Raw genomic sequence first — 19,101 nt, 5'->3', positions numbered from 1 at the left:
ACGCACCGGCCGATGGCCCGCCGCTCCTCCGCGGTGGGCCATCGGCCGGTCGGCTGCGGCGCTTCCGCGTCGTTCACCAGTCGAACGTCTCCCCGTCGCCCCGCTTCTCGACACAGTACGTGCGGAAGGCCCGGGCCTTGGCCACCATGTCGTCGTCGCCGGTCAGGCGCGCGGCCTCCACGTACCAGTCGAAGGCCGCCGTGGCGTGCGCGTGCCGCTCGAAGTGCAGCTCGGCGAACCGGCGGAAGGCCGGCCGCATCGTCTCCGGGGTGAAGTCCCGCCCCGACTCGATGAGATCGCCGAGCTCGGCGTCGGTCGGCTCGGGCCGCTCGACGATGCGGACCGGCTCGGTCGCGGGTACCTCGTTGCGGATCTCGATCGGCTCCTCGGAGTCCGCGAAATCCAGGCACAGGGAGAGCCGCGCGGTCCGGGAGGTGCTGCGTGCGGAGTGCGGGTCGGTCGAATGGATCTTCCAGACCTCACCGCGGCGGATGTGGTAGACGGACTCGTTCTCGGAGTGCAGGGACTCCTCGCTGGTGCGCAGCGGAACCTGGAGCCGGGTGCCCGGCTCGGAGAACTCGAGGAAGTCCACGTGCGGCGAGATCAGCCCGTCCCGGAGGCTGAAGACACGCACCCACTGCAACCGGTCCAGGGGGAAGTTGTCGGTCACCAGCGCCATGATGTTCGGCAGCCGCTTGCCCAGATCCGTCAGGGTCAGCCGGCCGTCGTGCGGGCGGAACGCGGTGTCGGAGTCGGCGCCCGTTCCGTTCGCCAGCACATGCGACGACCATGAGCCGAACGTGAAGGCGTCATAGTCTCCCCCGTAGTCGTGGTGGTCCACGACCGACAACTCGGATTCCAGGTCGTACGCGTCGATGGGCAGCACCGCAAGCCGTTGCGACTTGAGCAAGGAAATCCCCTCCGGCAGATGGTTGTTTTTGACGAACTTCGACGAGCGCGGAGGTTCGTGGGCGCCCTCCGGGGCGTCACAGTAATTCTTCGAAAATGCGATGGCAATGACGTGGCCGCCAGGGCTGCGAGTAGCCCCCAAAGCCGGTCGGGAACGTCGATCCGCTCGCCCGGAAGCGCCAGGGATGGCACGATGGGCAGCCTGAACTTCCCCTGGTGGATGCCGTCCACGGGGCTCGTCGCCGCCTTGCCCCGGCGCGCCCACGGTGTCCCGTCGGCGGGACAACAGGCCGCCGCCGAAGGTCCGCGGCACCCGGTCCGTGTCTTTCTAAATTCAATTCCGGGCTTTAATCTCGTCCGGTGACCGAAATTCAGTGAACTTCCCGCGCGGCATGTGAATGCCCCCCGAAACGGGCCTTTGCGTCCCTCGGAGAAAGGAAAAGGTGGCGATGGAATCGCGACCGCGGGCTCACCGGCAAGGTGGACACCACGAGGCGACCGAGGCGCACGCAGCAGCCGGCGGTGCGCCCGAGGCGCTCGTGCGGGAGGTCTGCGCGCTGTGGGCGGAGCACCTCGCCGGCTGCGAGGTCGGGGCGGACGACGACTTCTTCGCACTCGGCGGCAACTCCCTGACCGGGATCGCGATCATCGACCGGGTGAGGCACGACCACGGCGTCGAGCTGTCGGTGCGCGACTTCTACCTGGCCCAGACCCCCGCCCGGGTCGCCGCGCTCATCGCGCGGGGAAAGGCGCTGACATGAGGCTGACGCCCGGCGCCGCACGCGACATCGACCTCGACCGCGTCGACCTGTTCGACCTGGACCTCTACACCGAAGGCGACCCCCACCCCGTCTGGGACGCCATGCGCGCCGAGGCCCCGCTGCACCACCAGGTCACGGCCGACGGGCGGGAGTTCTGGTCCGTGACGCGCTACGAGGACGTCTGCCGGGTGCTCGGCTCCCACCAGGAGTTCACCTCCGAACGCGGCACGGTCGTCACCCACCTCGGCGTCGACGACGTCGCGGCGGGCAAGCTGATGACCTCCACCGACCCGCCCCGGCACACCCAGGTCCGCCGGGCGATCGGCTCCCGGCTCACGGCGCGCGCCGTGGCCCCCTGGGAGGACCGGATCCGGCAGGCGATCGTGAAGTTCCTCGAACCGGCGCTGGACGGCTCGGTCTTCGACCTGGCCGAGCGGGCACTGCTCCTGCCGGCCATCGTCACCGGGCCGCTGCTCGGCATCCCGGAGCGCGACTGGGACGAACTGGTGCAGCTGACCGCGATGGTGACGGCCCCCTCGGACCCGCACTTCCGGCAGGGCAGCGAAGCCGCGACGCTCGCCATCTCCCACCATGAACTCGTCGCCTACGTCACCGCGTGGGTCAAGCAACGCCGCGCGGCCGGGGACGAGGACTCCAGCCTGCTCGACCACCTCATGAGCGTGCGGGCGGGCGAGGCGCCACTGACCGACGAGGAGATCGCCCTCAACGGCTACAGCATCCTCCTCGGCGCCAACGTGACGACCCCGCACACCGTCTCGGGCACGGTGCTCGCCCTCGTCGAACGGCCCGAGCAGTTCGAGAAGGCCCAGGCCGATCCGTCACTCGTGCCGAACCTGGTGGAGGAGGGGCTGCGCTGGACCTCGGCCGCCTGCAACTTCATGCGGTACGCCGTCGGAGACACCCGGATCGGCGGCGGCACCGTCCCGGCCGGCGGAGCGGTCGTCGCCTGGATCGGGTCGGCCAACCGGGACGCCGCCCAGTTCACCGACCCCCACACCTTCGACATCACCCGGACCGGCGCCAAGCGCCAGGTCGCGTTCGGGTTCGGCTCGCACTTCTGCATCGGCGCGCCGCTGGCCCGGATGACCCTGCGCGTCTTCTTCGAAGAGCTGCTCCAGCGCTGCGGATCGATCGAGGTCGCCGGCGAACCCGAGCACCTGCGGTCGTACTTCATCGCCGGCATGACCCACCTCCCCGTCGTCGTCCAGGAACGCAGGACGCCATGACATCCGGATCCGCCACCGTCACCTCACCCTGGTTCGTCCGGCCGCCGTCCGGCACCGGCCACCCCGCCCGGATCTTCTGCTTCCCCTTCTCCGGAGCCGGCGCCTCGGCGTTCAGCGCCTGGCCGGCCACGATCGACGGGGCCGAGGTCTGCCCGGTTCAGTTCCCCGGCCGGGAGAGCCGGATGGCCGAACCGCACTACGGCACCTACGAGGAACTCGCCGACGCGCTCGCCGGGGCGCTGGTGCCGCTGCTCGACCGGCCGTTCGCGTTCTTCGGGCACTGCGCGGGGGCACTGCCCGCCTTCGAGACCGTGCTCCGCCTCGCCGACCGGGGCCTGCCCCTGCCGGAGCGCCTGTTCGTGTCGGGCCAGCCCGCGCCGCACCACGCCTCGCGCGACCGCATGCTCGCCATGACCGAGTCCCAACTCCGGGCCGGACTGGAGTCGTTCCTGCGCGACCGGGGGATGGAGCCGCGGCCGGACATGGTGGACATGGGTCTGGCGGTGCTGCTCCGCGACCACGCCGCCGCGGGCGCCTACCGGCGTACGGAGCCGGTGACGCTCCCGTGTCCGGTCGTCGTCCTGCACTGGCGGGACGACCCCGACGTGCACCCGGACGATCTGGAGGCCTGGCGTCCCTACGCGGAGTCGGTCGACGTCCGGGTCGTCGACGGCGGTCACTACGACTTCATGCACGCGCCCGACGCACTTGTCTCGTTGCTGGGCTCCTGGCGCTGAACGCGGCTTGACCGCCCGTGCGTGCCACGGGCCCGGAGACCGGAAAGGATTCGTATGAGTGGCCCAGCCACCGGTATCGCCGTCATCGGGATGTCGTGCCGCTTCCCCGGAGTGAGCGGCCCGGGGGAGTTCTGGCGCCTGCTGCTCGACGGCCGGTCGACCGTCGGCACGTTCCCCGAGCAGCGGGCGGCCGGCGCCCCGAGCCCGGCCCATCCGGACACCGGCACCCTGCGGGCGGGTTCGTTCTTCGACACCATCGACGCATTCGACGCGGAGTTCTTCGGCCTCGACGCGGCGGAGGCGGCCGCCATGGACCCCGTGCAGCGGCTGGGGCTGGAACTGGCCTGGGAGGCCGTCGAGGACGCCCGGGTCCCGGCGGGCGCGCTCGCGGGCCGCGAGATCGACGTGGTGGTCGGCAGCGCGCCCTCCGGATACGAGGCGCTGCGCAGATCCTCCGGCAGCGACCGGGACGACCACCACGCCGCGCTCGGCTCCGCCGGTGCGCTGATCGCCAACCGGATCTCCAGCCTGTTCGACGTCCGCGGCATGAGCTACTGCGCGGACTCCGGCCAGTCCTCCTCCCTGGTGGCGCTGGCGCTGAGCTGCGACCGGATCCGGAGCGGCGCGGTCGACACGGCGCTGGCCGGCGGCGTCGAGCTGATCGCCGATCCGGAGTCGGGACTGGGCCTGGCGAACATGGGCGCCTTGTCGCCCGACGGCCGCTGCTTCTCCTTCGACGCCCGCGCCAGCGGCTTCGTCCGGGGCGAGGGCGGAGCGTTCGTGCTGCTCAAGCGGCTCGACCTCGCCGTCGCCGACGGCGACCACATCTACGCGGTGGTGCGGGGCTGGAGCGTCGGCAGCGGGGGCGCCACCGCCCGGATGCCGGATCCCAGCCCCGGCGCCCAGGCGGCGACCGTGCTGTCCGCCCTGGCACGCGCGGACATCCCCTTCGACAGCGTCGACTACGTGGAGGCCCACGGCACGGGCACACGCCTGGGCGACCCGGCCGAGGCGTCCGGCCTGCGCGAGGTGTTCCGGGCGACCGGCCGCGGCCGGCCCCTGACGATCGGCTCGGTGAAGACGAACGTCGGGCACCTGGAGCCCGCCGCGGGCATCGCCGGTTTCGTGAAGGCGGCCCTCTGCGTGGACCGCGGCCTGCTGGTGCCGAGTCTGAACTTCGCGTCGCCCAACCCCGCCATCGCCGACTTCCACCGCGACTTCGAGGTCCCGGGCACGGCCCGGCCCTGGCCGGGCGCACCCGGACGGCCGCGACGGGCCGGCGTGTCGTCGTTCGGCATGGGCGGAACCAACGCCCACGTCGTCCTCGAACAGGCCCCCCGGACGCCCACGGCCCGCGCCGCGGACACCGGACCGGGCCCGCGCGGCTCGCAGGTGCTGCCGTGGGCGCTGTCGGCCCGGTCCGAGGCGGCCCTGCGCGAACAAGCGCTCCGGCTGCGCGACTTCGTCGCCGCCGACGCCTCCCTGACGACCGCCGACGTGGGCCACTCGCTGCTGACGACCCGGACCGGGTTCGAGCACCGGGCGGTGCTGCTCGGCGGTGACCGCGAGGAGGCGCTGGCCGGCCTCGGCCAGCTGGCGGCCGGCTCCGGCACGGAACGGACCGTGCGGGGCACGGCCCCGGGCCCGCCCGGACCGGTCGTGTTCGTCTTCCCCGGGCAGGGCTCCCAGTGGCTCGGCATGGGCCGCCGGCTGTACGCGGAGTCGGCGCAGTTCGCGCGCGGGATCGACGCCTGCGCCCGGGCCCTGGAGCCGTGGGTGGACTGGTCGCTGGTGGACGTGGTGACCGGCGCCGAACCGGCCGCGGCACTGGACCGGGTCGACGTCATCCAGCCCGCGCTGTTCGCGATGATGGTGTCGCTGGCCCGGGTCTGGCGCTCGTTCGGTGTGGTGCCCGACGCCGTGGTGGGGCACTCGCAGGGCGAGATCGCCGCGGCCTGCGTGGCCGGCGCGCTCTCCCTGGAGGACGCGGCGCGGCTGGTCGCCCTGCGCAGCCGCGAACTGACCGCACTGGCCGGCACCGGCGGGATGAGCGCGGTGTCCGCGTCCCCGGCGTGGGTGCGCGAACGGCTGCGGCAGTGGCCCGGGCGGCTGTCCACGGCCGCGGTCAACGGACCGGCGTCGGTGGTGGTCTCCGGGGACGACGAGGCGCTGGAGCTGTTCGCCGCGCGGGCCGCCGAGGAGGACGTGCGGGTGCGGCGCGTCAAGGTGGACTACGCCTCGCACTCCCACCACGTCGAACGCATCCGGGAGCGGCTCCGCACGGCCGCCTCGGACCTCGCACCACGACCACCCGAGGTGCAGTTCTGGTCCACCGTCACCGGCGGGCCGCTCGGCACGCGGACGCTCGACGGCGCGTACTGGTACGACAACCTGCGCTCGACCGTGCGGTTCGGCGAGGTCGTCGAACACCTGATGCGCGCGGGCGCCGGGGTGTTCGTGGAGGTCAGCCCCCATCCGGTCCTCGAAGTGGCGATGGCGGAGACGGCCGACGCGCTCGCCGTCTCCCCGGTGATGGTGGGCAGCCTGCACAAGGAGGACGGGAGCCAGGCGGACCTGCTGGCCGCGCTCGCCGAAGTCCACGTGCGCGGAGCGCCGGTGGACTTCACGGGGCTGTTCGCCCCGCACCGGCCGCGCCGGGTCGCCCTGCCCGCCTACGCGTTCCAGCGGCGGCGGTACTGGCTGACCTCGCCCGACGAGCCGGGCCCTGCCCCCGACCCGGGCGGCGAAGCGGGCGCGGCGACGGCCCTGCCGGACTCGGAACCGGCCGCCCTCGGCCTCGTGTGCGCCGAGGCGTCCGCCGCGTGGGGTGCCAAGGGTCCGCGCCCGACGGCCGGCGACCTCGCGGCACGCCCCGACAGCACTTTCAAGGACCTGGGCTTCGAATCCTCGACGGCGGTGCGGCTGCGCAACCGGCTCACCGCGGCGACCGGCGTGCGGCTCCCGGCCACCGTCGCGTTCAGCCACCCCACGCCGCGGCGGCTGGCCCGCCACCTCCTCTCCCTCCTCGCGCCGCCGGCGGCCGCGCGGCCCGCCGAGCCGGAGGGGACGAGCCAGGAGGACCGCAGCGACGACGAGCTGTACGCGCTCATCGAGCGCGGCTACGTGTAGCACCGCCCGTTCGCCCCGTCATCGGTGAAGGAGACCCAGTGGAGGAAGTCGACAAGCTCCGGTCCTACCTGCGGCGCGCCGTCGGTGACGCGCAGGAACTGCGCGAGCGGGTGCGCGCGTTGGAGGAGTCGGCTCGCGAGCCCGTCGCCGTCGTGGGCGCGGGGTGCCGCTTCCCGGGCGGGGTGACGTCGCCCGAGCAGCTGTGGGACGTGGTGTCCGCCGGTGTGGACGCGACGGGGGAGTTCCCGCGGGACCGCGGCTGGGACGTGGAGGCGCTGTACGACCCGGACCCCGAGGCGTCCGGCAGGACGTACACGCGCCGGGGCGGGTTCCTCGCCTCGCTCGCGGAGTTCGACGCGCCGTTCTTCGGCATCAGCCCGCGCGAGGCGCTGGCGATGGACCCCCAGCAGCGCCTGATGCTGGAGACCTCCTGGGAGGCCCTGGAGCGCGCGGGGATCGACCCCACAACCCTGCGGGGCTCGGACACGGGCGTGTTCACCGGCGTCTACGGGGTCGACTACGGTCCCCGGCTGGGCGGTGGGACGGCGGCCGAGGTGGAGGGCTTCGGGATCGCCGGGACGTACACCAGCGTCACCTCGGGCCGGGTGGCGTACGTGCTGGGCCTGGAGGGCCCGGCGGTGTCCACCGACACGGCCTGCTCGTCCTCGCTGGTCGCCGTCCACCAGGCGGTGCGCTCCCTGCGGTCCGGGGAGTGCGCGCTGGCGCTGGCCGGCGGGGTGTCGGCGCTGCCGAGTCCGGGCCTGTTCGTGGAGGTCTCCCGGCAGCGGGGCCTGTCCGCCGACGGGCGGTGCAAGTCGTTCGCGGAGTCGGCCGACGGGACCGCCTGGGGTGAGGGCGCGGGTGTGCTGGTCCTGGAGCGGCTGTCGGACGCGCTGCGCGGCGGGCGGCGGATCTGGGCACTGATCCGGGGCTCGGCCGTCAACCAGGACGGCGCGTCCAACGGTCTCACCGCGCCGAACGGGCTCGCGCAGCAGCGGGTCGTGCGAGCGGCCCTGGCCGACGCGGGTCTCGCCCCCCGGGAGGTGGACGCGGTGGAGGCCCACGGGACCGGCACCCGGCTGGGCGACCCCATCGAGGCGGAGGCGCTGCTGGCCACCTACGGGCAGGACCGGGAGCCCGGCGAACCGCTCCGGCTGGGATCGCTCAAGTCGAACATCGGTCACACCCAGGCCGCGGCCGGGGTCGGCGGCATCATCAAAATGATCATGGCGATGCGGCACGGTGTCCTGCCGCGGACGCTGCACGTGGACCGCCCCACCCCGCACGTCGACTGGACGTCCGGCGCGGTGGAGCTGCTGACCGAGCCCGAGCCCTGGCCCGCCCGGCCGGGACGGCCCCGCCGTGCGGGCGTGTCGTCCTTCGGGGTCAGCGGCACCAACGCGCACCTCGTCCTCGAAGAGGCGCCCGGGGCGGGGGAGGGCACCGCCCGTCCGCCCGCGGCCGCCCCACGCGTGTCCACCGACGGGGCGGCCCTGCCCTGGGTGCTCTCCGCGCGGTCCCCGCAGGCCCTGCGGGAACAGGCGCTGCGTCTGCGGGAGCGCGTCGCCGCGGACGCCGGCCCCACCGCCGCGGCCGTGGGACACGCGCTGGTGGCGACCCGCTCGCTGTTCGAGCACCGCCAGGTGCTGATCGGCGCGGACCGCGACGAGCTGCTCGCCGGCCTGACGGCCGTCGCCGCGGGGGACCGGCACCCCCGGGGCGTGGTCCTCGGCGTCGCCCGGCCGCTCGGCGGTACGGTTTTCGTCTTCCCCGGCCAGGGATGCCAGTGGCCGGGCATGGGACGCGAACTGTGGCAGACCAGTCCGGTCTTCGCCGAGCAGCTGCGCTCCTGCGCCCAGGCGCTCCAGCCGTGGATCTCCTGGTCGCTCGTCGACACCGTGTGCGGTGGCCCCGAGGCCGCCGACCTGGACCGGATCGACGTGGTCCAGCCCGTGCTGTTCGCGATGATGGTGTCCCTGGCGCGGGTCTGGCGTGCGCTGGGCGTCGAGCCGGACGCCGTGATCGGCCACTCCCAGGGCGAGATCGCCGCCGCCTGCGTGGCGGGCGCCCTGTCCCTGCCGGACGCGGCCCGGATCGTCGCCGTACGGTCCCGGCTCCTGGCCACCGCCACCGAGGACGGCGGCATGGCCGGGATCGTGGCGACCGAGGACCGGGTCCGGCAGCTGATGGAGCCGTGGGGACCGCGCATCGCGATCGCGGCGGTCAACGGGCCCTACTCCACGACCGTGTCGGGGGAGGCCGACGCGGTCGCGGAACTGGTGGCGGCCTGCGAGGCCCAAGGGGTGCGCGCCCGCCCGATCCCGGCCGGCGTCCCCGGCCACTCGCCGCTGATGGACCGCTTCGAGCAGCCGCTCCTCGACGAGCTGGCTCCGATCCGGCCCGTGTCCTCACCCGTGGCGTTCCACTCGACCGTCACCGGTGGAACCCTCGACGGCTCGGAACTCGACGCGGCCTACTGGTTCCGCAACATGCGGGAGCCGGTCCGCTTCGACGCTGCCATGAGGAGCCTGCTCGCGGCGGACCACGGAGCCTTCATCGAGGTCAGCCCGCACCCGCTGCTCATGGTGAACATCCAGCAGATGCTCGACGACACCGCCGGAGCTCCCCGGGTGGCGACCGGCTCGCTGCGCCGCGGCCAGGGCGGGTTCGCACGGCTGTACCGGTCGGCGGCCGAGGCCTTCGTGGCGGGCGTCCCCGTGTCCTGGCCCACCGCCCTGCCCGAACCGGACGGTCCCTGGGCGGAGTTGCCCACCTACCCGTTCCAGCGGCAGCGCTACTGGCTGGACACACCGCGCGAGACCGTCACCGCTTCCCTGCCGGACCATCCGCTCCTCGACGCCGTGATCGACCTGCCGGACGACGCGGAGAGCGGCGGCGTGGTGGCCCGCGGGTTCCTGTCGCCCGAGCGCCACCCGTGGCTCGCCGGGCACCTCGTCCACGGCACCGCCATGGCGCCGGGCACGGTGCCGCTGGAGATGGCGGTGTGGGCCGCGCACCGGGCGGGCCACGACGTCGTCGACGAACTCGTCCTGGAAGAACCACTGTTGCTGTCCGGGCCGGCCGGACGCGAGGTTCGCGTGGTCGTCGACGGCAACGGCGTGATCGGCGTGCACTCGCGCGGCGAAGGCGAAGCCGGGTGGACCCGGAACGCCTCGGGTTTCGCCGGCTCCGACACCGGCGTCGGCCCGCGGGCGGACGGCCTCGCAGCCTGGCCCCCCGCGGACGCGGCCGACGTGTCCCGCGAGGCGGCGTACGCCCGGCTGTCCGCCCTCGGCTTCGCGCCGGGCCCCCTGTACCGGGGCCTGGAGGAGGCGTGGCAGGCCGACGGCGCGCTCTTCGCCCGGGTGGAGCTGCCGGCGGTGGGCGGGGCGGAACAGGCGAGCCGCTTCCGGATCCATCCCGCGCTGCTCGACGCCGCGTTGCTGGCCACCAACCTGATACCGGTCGCCGACGGCACCCCGCAGGGCCGGCTGCCGTACCGGTTCCGGGGTGTCCGCCTGACGTCCGCCCGCCCCAGCGCACTGCGCGTCCGACTCACCTCCACCGGACCTGACACGGTGTCCGTGACCCTCGCGGACCGGACCGGGGCACCGGCCGGCGGGATCGAGTCGCTGACCCTGCGGCCCGCGGACACCGGGAAGCCGGCGAAGTCCGGCTCCGGCCGGCACGACGCCCTGTACCAGGTGGACTGGGTACCCGCACCGTCCTCGCCGCACGAGACCGGCCGGTACGCCGTGCTGGGCGAGCCGGACGCGCTCACCTCGTCCCTGGCGCGGGGCGGGCCGGTCCTGGCCGGACCGGCCGAACTCGCCGCCTCCGGCGCGGGGATACCCCCGGTCGTGTTCGCCGTGCCGGACGGCGCGGGGGCCGACGGGGACACTCCGCCCGAGGCCGCCGGACACCGACTCCACCGGGTGCTGCGGTGGACCCGCGAGTGGCTCCTGGACGACCGGTTCTCCGCGTCGCGCCTGGTGGTCGTCACCCGTGAGGCGATCCAGGACGGCCGGGGGTCCCGCACCGACCCGGCCGCGGCGGCGGTCTGGGGTTTCCTGCGCAGCGCGCAGACGGAACACCCCGGCCGGTTCACGCTCCTCGACACCGACGGCCGCGCCGATTCCTGGGCCCGCGTACCGGCCGCGGCCGGCACGGGCGAGGACCAGCTCCGGATCAGGGCGGGCACCGTGACCGCTCCCCGGCTCACCCACCCCGCCGCCGCACCCCGTTCACCCGGCGCGGACCGGGACCGTCCCGCCCTCGGGCCCGGGACGGTGCTGATCACCGGCGGCACCAGCGGCCTCGGAGCGATGCTGGCCCGCCACCTCGTGGAGCGGCACGGGGTGCGCCGCCTGCTGCTCACCAGCAGACGGGGGGCGACGGCCCCGGCGGTGGACGGACTGCGTGCCGCGCTGACCGGGGCGGGCGCCCACGTCGAGGTGGCGGCCTGCGACGTCACCGACCGCGCGGCGGTGACCGGCTTGGTCGACGCCGTCCCGGACGAGCACCCGCTGACCGCGGTGATCCACTGCGCCGCCGTCCTGGACGACGGCGTCGTCGAGTCGCTGACGGGTGACCGCGTCGACGCGGTGCTCGCTCCGAAGACGCACGGCGCCTGGCACCTGCACGAGGCCACCCGGCATCTGGACCTGTCCGCGTTCGTGCTGTTCTCCTCGATCGCGAGCCTGCTCGGGACGGCCGGACAGGCCGGCTATGCGGCGGCGAACGCCTTCCTCAACGGCCTCGCCGAGAGCCGCCGGGCGCAGGGACTGCCCGCCACCGCCCTGTGCTGGGGCTACTGGGCCGAGCGCAGCGAACTGGGCGCCGGGCTCGGGGAGGCGGACCTCGTGCGCCTGCGACGGCAGGGCGTGTCGCCGATGCCGTCGCACGAGGGCCTCGCGCTCTTCGACGCGGCGATCGCACGGGACGAGCCGGTGCTGGTGCCCGCCCGGCTGCACCTGTCCGGACCCGGCGCCGCGCACACCGGCCGCACCCTCTCGCCACTCCTGCGCGATCTGCCCGCGCCGTCCGCCGGCACGGACCGTCCGGACCGGCAGCAGACGCACGGCATCGAACTGGCGCAGCTGGTGCTGTCGAAGCCGGCGGCCGAGGCGGAGGCGGTGGTGCGCGACGTCGTGCGCGCGCAGACCGCACTCGTCCTCGGTCACGAGGACGGTCAACAGGTCGGACCCACCGTCGCGTTCCGCGACCTCGGCCTCGACTCGCTCACCGCGCTGGAACTGCGCAACAAGCTGTCGGCGGTGACCGGCCTGAAGCTGCCCGCCACGCTCGCGTTCGACCACCCGAACCCTCAGGCCCTCGCGCGATTCCTGATCGACAGCGTCACGCCCGCCCCCGCCGGGCCGCAGCGGACACCGGCCGACCGGCTGGCCGAGGAGATCGAGCGGCTGGGCGCCCGGCTGGAGGAGGAGTTCCCCGCCCTCGCGGACGAGGAAAGGGCCACCCTGTCCGCCCTGGTGGGCCAGGTGCAGGGCCGAGTCCGCGCCATGGCGGGCGAGGGACCGGTGATCGGCATCACCGACCGGATCAGTACGGCCTCAGCCGGCGAGCTTCTCTCGCTGCTGGACCAAGAGCTCGGCTAGGGGAGAGCGATGAGTGACGACAACAACGCCGAGGTCCTCGACTACCTCAAGCGGACCTCGATCGAGCTGATCGAGACCCGCCGACGGCTGGAGGAGCTGACGGAGGCCGCCGCCGAGCCCATCGCGGTCGTCGGCGCCGCCTGCCGCTTCCCGGGCGGGGCGGCGTCCCCGGAGGAGCTGTGGGACCTGGTGCGTTCGGGCCGCGACGCGGTGGCCGGCCTCCCCGACGACCGCGGCTGGGACCTGGACGCCCTCTACGACCCCGATCCGGACCGGCCCAACACGAGCTACGCGCGCTCCGGCGGCTTCCTGCCCGACGCGGGCGACTTCGACGCGGAGTTCTTCGGCATCAACCCCCGCGAGGCGCTGGCCGCCGACCCGCAGCAGCGGCTGCTGCTGGAGACCTCCTGGGAGTCCCTGGAACGCTCCGGCATCGACCCGCGGACCCTGCGCGGCAGCGCCACCGGTGTCTTCGCGGGACTCGCCTACTTCGGCTACGGCGACCACCACACCACCCCCGAGGTCATCTCCGGCTACGGCCAGACCGGCTCACTGCTGAGCGTGGCGTCCGGACGCGTCGCCTACGTCCTCGGCCTGGAAGGACCGGCGGTGTCGACCGACACCGCGTGCTCGTCGTCCCTGGTGGCGATCCACCAGGCGGTGCAGTCGCTGCGGCAGGGCGAGTGCGGGCTCGCCCTCGCCGGGGGAGTCACCGTCATGGCGACGACGCAGGTCCTGCGCGAGATGTCCCGGCAACGGGGCCTGGCGCCCGACGGCCGGTGCAAGGCGTTCTCCGACACGGCGGACGGCGCCGGGTTCTCCGAGGGCGCCGGGGTCCTGGTCCTGGAGCGGCTGTCGGACGCGCGGCGCAACGGACGCCGCGTCTGGGCCCTGATCCGGGGCTCGGCGATCAACCAGGACGGCGCGTCCAACGGCCTGACCGCGCCGAACGGCCCGGCGCAGCAGCGGGTGATCCGGGCCGCGCTGGCCAACGCCCGGGTCCGGGCGAGCGACGTCGACGTGGTGGAGGCGCACGGCACGGGTACGAAGCTGGGCGACCCGATCGAGGCGCAGGCGCTGCTCGCCACCTACGGGCAGGACCGGGACCGCGACCGGCCGCTGTGGCTGGGGTCGCTGAAGTCCAACATCGGCCACGCTCAGGCGGCCGCCGGCGTCGGCGGGGTCATCAAGATGATCATGGCGATGCGGCACCGGACGATGCCCAAGACCCTGCACGTGGACCGCCCCAGCACGCACGTGGACTGGTCGGCCGGCGCGGTGGAACTGCTGACCGGGGCCATGCAGTGGCCCAGTGCCCCGGGCCGTCCCCGGCGGGCGGGGGTGTCCGCCTTCGGCGCCAGCGGCACCAACGCGCACCTGATCCTGGAGGAGGCCCCCGCCGAGGTGACGCCCGCTGCGGACCGGCCTGCCGGCCGCGAACCGGCCGGGGAAGCACCCCCCGGGGACGCGTCCGCCGCCGGTCACCCGGCCGGGCATGCCACGACGGTGGTGCCGTGGATCGTCTCCGCGCGCTCGGCCGAGGCGCTGCGGGCGCAGGCGCACAGGCTGCACGGCTTCGCCGTCGCGGATCCGCGGGCCGACGTCGCCGCCGTCGGACGCTCGCTGGCGTCGGCCCGGGCCCGGTTCGAGCACCGCGCGGTGGTGCTCGGTCACGAGCGGGACGAACTCCTGCGCGGTCTCGCGGCGCTCAGCGAGGGCGCCGAGTCCGCCGACGTGGTGCGCGGAATCGCCGGGGAGCCCGGCGGCACCGTCTTCCTCTTCCCCGGGCAGGGCTCCCGCTGGGCCGGCGCGGCGGCCCGGTGGTACGACGCCTTCCCGGTCTTCGCCCGGAGCCTCGACGAGGTGTGCGCCCGCTTCGACGCCCACCTGCCCTTCGCCCTCAGGCCCCTGCTGCTGTCCGGCCGGCCCGCCGACGACCTCGCCCACCGCACCGACATCGCCCAGCCGGCGCTGTTCGCCCTCCAGGTCGCCCTGTACCGCCTGATCACGCGCTACTGCCCGCCCCCCGGCCGGCTGATCGGTCACTCGGTCGGCGAGATCGCCGCCGCCCACGTCTGCGGCGCCCTCGACCTGGACAGTGCCACCCGGCTCGTGGCCGCCCGCGGCAGGATCATGCAGACCGTCGAGGAGCCGGGCGCGATGCTGGCCGTACGCGCCCCGCAGGACGAGGTGCGGGCCCTGCTCGCCGCGTACGACCGGGTGGGCGTCGCCGCCGTCAACGCTCCCGCGTCGGTCGTCGTCTCGGGCGTCCGCGACCAGGTCCACGCCCTGCGCGACCGGCTCGTCGCCGACGGAACCTCCGCGAAGCTGCTCGCCGTCGGTCACGCGTTCCACTCCCCGCTCATGGACCCCGTCCTGGACGCCTTCGCGGCGTTCCTCGGCGAACTCGGCGGTGGCGCCGCGCAGATCCCCGTCGTCTCGTCCCTGCTGGGCCGCGAGGCCACCGCCGGGGAGCTGACGTCGGTCACGCACTGGGTGCGCCACGTGCGCGAACCCGTCCGCTTCCACGACGCGGTACGGCACGCCCGCGAGTCCGGCGCGGACGTCTTCCTCGACGTGGGCCCCGGCTCCACCCTCGCGGGCATCACCAAGGAGGCCTTCGCCCACGAGGGCGCGGACGACACGCTGGTCGTGCCGGTGTCACGGCGGGACCGCGAGCCGGAGGAGGCGTTCGTCGCCGCGCTGGCCCGGCTGCACGTGCGGGGCGTGGACGTGGACCTGAGCGCCCTGCTCCCGGCGGGCGGGGCGGTGGACCTGCCGACGTACGCCTTCCAGCGGCAGCGCTACTGGCTGGACTTCCGGGCCGCCGCTGGCCGGCCGGACCTGTCCGCCGCCGGGCTCGCCACCGCTGATCACCCGCTGCTCGGCGCCGAGGTCGACCTGCCCGGCACCGGCGAGGTCGTCCTCACCGGCCTGTGGTCCCTGCGGACCCATGCCTGGCTGGCCGACCACACCGTGTTCGGTGAGGTCGTCGTACCGGCGACGGCCCACCTGGACCTCGCCCTGGCGGCGGGCCGCCGCGCCGGTGCCCCCGCCGTCGAGGAACTCTCCCTCGAAGTGCCCCTGGTCCTCGCGGCCTCCGGGGAGACACGGGTGCGGATCGTCGCCGGTGCCGCCGACGACACCGGACGCCGTCTTCTGGAGGTGTTCTCGCACTCCGGCGAGGACGGTGCGGCACCCGGTGGCTGGACCCGGCACGTGACGGGCCGTCTGGCGCCCGCCGCGGCGCCCGCGTCCGGGGCCCCCGAGGACGCGGCGCCGCTCGCCGTGTGGCCCCCGGCCGGTGCGCAGCGGATCGACATCACGGAGCTGTACGACTCCTTCGCGGACGCGGGCTTCGACTACGGCCCCGCGTTCCGCGGCCTGCGCGAGGTGTGGCGGCGGGGCGAGGACCTCTTCGCGACCGCGACGTTGCCCCGGACGGACGGCACTTCGGCCGACGACGGCTTCGCCCTGCACCCCGCGCTGCTGGACTCGGTGCTGCACGCGGTGGTGGCCGGCGAGGTCATCGAGGTGGACGGTGCCCGGGGCTGGATGCCCTTCTCGTGGAGCGGGGTCGACGTGGCCGGGGCCTGCGGCCCGGCCGTGCGGGTGCGGATCTCCCCGGCCGGCGACGGTGTCGTGTCCGTGGTGGTCGCCGACGACCAGGGGCGGGCGGTCGCCCGCATCGGTGCGCTGACCTTCCGGCCGGCCGGCCCCGAGCAGGTCCGCGCGGTGCGCGGCGCGCACGGGTCCGCGCTGTTCGAAGTGGAGTGGGCGCCGGTCCCGCCCGGTGCGGGCACGGCTCCCGGCGGGAGGCGGATCGTCATCGGTGCGCGGGAGGGCCTCGCGGCCCGGGCCGCCGGCGCGGCCGGCCCGTCCGTCGTGCGGTGCGCGTCCCTGGAGGACGCCGTGTCGGGCGGGGCCCTCACGGGCGCGGACCCCGCGCAGATCGTCCTCTGCCTGGACGACGACGGCACGCACGGCCCCGAAGCCGCCCCCGACCCCACCGGCGCGGCCGGGAGCACCGGTCCGCTCGGCGCGGTCCGCCACGCGGGCCTGCGTGTTCTCGACGCGGTCCAGCGGCTCCTCGCCGACGAACGCTGCGCCGGGGCCACCCTGGTCCTCCTCACGCGCCTGGCCCAGGACACCGGCGGCGGACAGGGCGGTGTGAGCCTCCAAGGCGCCTCCGCGTGGGGCCTGCTGCGCTCCGCCCGGAGCGAACACCCCGGCCGGTTCCGTCTGGTGGACATCGACGACGAGGCGAGCTCCTGGGAGCGCCTCCCGGACGCGCTCGCCCTCGACGCGGACCAGCTGGCCCTGCGCGACGGGCAGTGCCTGGCTCCCCGCCTGGCGCCGGCCTCTCCCGCACACGGCCGGCTCCAGCCGCCCCCGGCCGGACCCCACCGGCTCGGCATCCCGGACAAGGGGACGCTGGAGAACCTGACCTGGGTCCCCTGCCCCGAGGTCGAAGCGCCCCTCACCAGCGGGCAGGTACGGGTCGCCGTGCACACCGCGGGGCTCAACTTCCGCGACGTCACCATCGCCCTCGGCCTGGTGGAACGGACCGCCATCGACGCCGGACTCGGCAGCGAGGGCTCCGGGACCGTCCTGGAGGTGGCCGACGACGTGCCGGGCCTGGCCCCGGGCGACCGGGTGACCGGCATCTTCACCGGAGCCTTCGGCCGCGTGGCCGTGGCCGACCACCGTCTGCTCGTGCCCGTCCCCGACGGGTGGAGCCACGCGGAGGCGGCGTCCGTGCCGGGCGCCTTCCTCACCGCCTACCACGCGCTCGTGCACCTCGCCGGGCTGGAGAAGGGGCAACGGATCCTCGTCCACGCCGCGGCCAGCGGTGTCGGCATGGCCGCCGTCCAGCTGGCGCGGCACATCGGCGCCGAGACGTACGCGACCGCGAGCCCCGCCAAATGGCCCGCCCTGCGGGCCATGGGACTGGACGACGACCACCTCGCCTCCTCACGGGACCTGGAGTTCGCGACCGTCTTCCGGCACGCCACCGGCGGCCGCGGCGTGGACGTCGTGCTGAACTCCCTCGCGCACGCCCACGTCGACGCCTCGCTGACCCTGCTCCCCGCCGGCGGCAGCTTCATCGAGATGGGCAAGACCGACATCCGCGATCCCGCCCGGGTCGCGGCCGACCACCCGGGCGTCGCCTACCAGGCCTTCGACCTCTACGAGGCGGGCCCGGACCGGATCCACCAGATGTTCCGGGCCGTCATGGACCTGTTCGCCGAGGAGCGGCTGCACTTCAACCCGGTCTCCGTCCGGCCCGTCCGCGACGCGCGCACCGCGTTCCGCGAGATGAGCCAGGGACGGCACATCGGCAAGCTCATCCTCGACCTGGCCGACGACTTCGGCGGCGGGACCGTCCTGGTCACCGGCGGGACCGGTGGCGTGGGGTCGCTGGTGGCGCGCCACCTCGTCACGGCACGCGGGGTGCGCAGCCTGGTGCTGGCGAGCCGCCGCGGCATGGCCGCAGAGGGAGCCGCCGCGCTGGTGTCGGACCTCGCGGACGCGGGCGCGACGGTGGAGGTCGTGGAGTGCGACGTCGCGGACCGGGCCGCGGTGGCGGACCTGCTCGCCCGCCTGCCCGGACCCGCCCCGCTGACGGCGGTCGTGCACACGGCGGGGGAGCTGGCCGACGGCACCGTCGCCGCGCTCACCGCGGACGGGCTCGACCAGGCGCTGCGGGCCAAGGCCGGCGGCGCGGCCCACCTCGACGAACTCACCCGCGGGCGCCCCCTGAGCGCGTTCGTGCTGTTCTCCGCCCTCGCGGGAACGCTCGGCGCCGCGGGACAGGCCGCCTACGCGGCGGCCAACGGCTTCCTGGACGCCTTGGCGGTGCGCCGCAGGGCGTCCGGCCTCCCCGGCACGTCGCTGTGCTGGGGCTGGTGGGAGCAGCGCAGCGGCATGACCGGGCACCTGGACCGCGCCGACCTGTCCCGGGTACGGCGGATGGGCGTCGCCGCCATGCCGACCCCCGACGCGCTGGACCTGTTCGACGCGGCGTGCGCACTCGGCAAGCCGGTCCTCGTCCCGGCCCGGCTGGACCTCGCCGCGCTGCGCGCCGCGCCGCGCGACGAACGGCCCGGTCTGCTGCGCGACCTGGCCGACGCAGGCCGCGCCCGCCGCCCCCGGACGGCCGCCCCCGAGCGGGCCTCCGCGCCCGGGCTGCCCGCCGCCCTGGCCGCGCTCCCGGATCACGAGGCGGAGACCGCAGTCCTCGACTTCGTCCGGGACCAGGTCGCCCTCGTGCTGGGACACCCCTCCGGCACGGCCGTCGACGCGGACCAGGCGTTCACGCCCATGGGATTCGACTCGCTGACCTCGGTCGAACTGTGCAACCGCCTGGGCGCCGCGACCGGACTGCGCCTGCCGACCACGCTGGTCTTCAGCTACCCCACGCCGCGCGAACTGGGGCTGCACCTGACCGGCCTGGTGCGCCCGGCGGCCCGGACCGGACCGGACGAGGACGCCGCGATCCGGGAGGTGCTGCGGACCGTCCCGATCGACAGGCTGCGCGACGCGGGGCTGCTCGAACCGGTGCTGGCCTGCGCCGGCCCCTCCCGGCCGGGCCCCGTGGCCCGGCACGAGACGCAGGACGGCCCCGACGCGCCGGCACTGACGGGCCTCGACATCGACGCACTGGTCGAACTGGCCCTGGACGAGAGGGGGAAGTGAC

The 19,101-nt window shown here is 74.9% G+C and carries 6 protein-coding genes and 1 pseudogene; 6 read left to right on the top strand and 1 reads right to left on the bottom strand.

Translation table 11 applies throughout. The features are described 5' to 3' along the window. Nucleotides 1–73: 73 nt before the first annotated feature. Nucleotides 74–910 (bottom strand): putative nonproteinogenic amino acid hydroxylase, encoded by an 837-nt coding sequence (locus ABTZ58_RS08020; RefSeq protein WP_351351825.1) that lies wholly within the window; start codon nucleotides 908–910, stop codon nucleotides 74–76. A gap of 448 nt (nucleotides 911–1,358) precedes the next feature. Between ABTZ58_RS08020 and ABTZ58_RS08015 the strand changes: the two genes are divergently transcribed. The 6 genes and pseudogenes from ABTZ58_RS08015 (at nucleotide 1,359) to ABTZ58_RS07990 (ending at nucleotide 19,100) form a co-directional block, all read left to right on the top strand. Beyond that, complete coding sequence (locus tag ABTZ58_RS08015; RefSeq protein ID WP_351351822.1) at nucleotides 1,359–1,670, top strand: acyl carrier protein; 312 nt, start codon at nucleotides 1,359–1,361, stop codon at nucleotides 1,668–1,670. Next, nucleotides 1,667–2,917, top strand: a complete 1,251-nt coding sequence (locus ABTZ58_RS08010) for a cytochrome P450 (RefSeq protein WP_351351819.1) — start codon at nucleotides 1,667–1,669, stop codon at nucleotides 2,915–2,917. Before ABTZ58_RS08015 ends, ABTZ58_RS08010 begins: the two co-directional genes overlap by 4 nt. Continuing rightward, nucleotides 2,914–3,654 (top strand): thioesterase II family protein, encoded by a 741-nt coding sequence (locus ABTZ58_RS08005; RefSeq protein WP_351351816.1) that lies wholly within the window; start codon nucleotides 2,914–2,916, stop codon nucleotides 3,652–3,654. The genes ABTZ58_RS08010 and ABTZ58_RS08005 overlap by 4 nt, the downstream gene beginning before the upstream one ends. A 54-nt stretch (nucleotides 3,655–3,708) precedes the next feature. Continuing rightward, entirely contained in the window at nucleotides 3,709–6,783 is a 3,075-nt protein-coding gene (locus tag ABTZ58_RS08000) for a type I polyketide synthase (protein ID WP_351351813.1), read from the top strand. 50 nt (nucleotides 6,784–6,833) lie between these two features. After that, a pseudogene (locus tag ABTZ58_RS07995) lies at nucleotides 6,834–12,401 on the top strand (SDR family NAD(P)-dependent oxidoreductase); the annotation flags it as partial. Between the two features lie 60 nt (nucleotides 12,402–12,461). Further along, nucleotides 12,462–19,100: a type I polyketide synthase gene (locus ABTZ58_RS07990; RefSeq protein ID WP_502996027.1), complete on the top strand. Its 6,639-nt coding sequence runs from the start codon at nucleotides 12,462–12,464 to the stop codon at nucleotides 19,098–19,100. The last annotated feature ends 1 nt before the right edge of the window (nucleotide 19,101 follow it).

The sequence above is a fragment of the Streptomyces sp. NPDC094143 genome, assembly GCF_040303825.1.
GTDB lineage: Bacteria > Actinomycetota > Actinomycetes > Streptomycetales > Streptomycetaceae > Streptomyces.
This window is presented reverse-complemented; position numbering and strand designations above follow the sequence as displayed.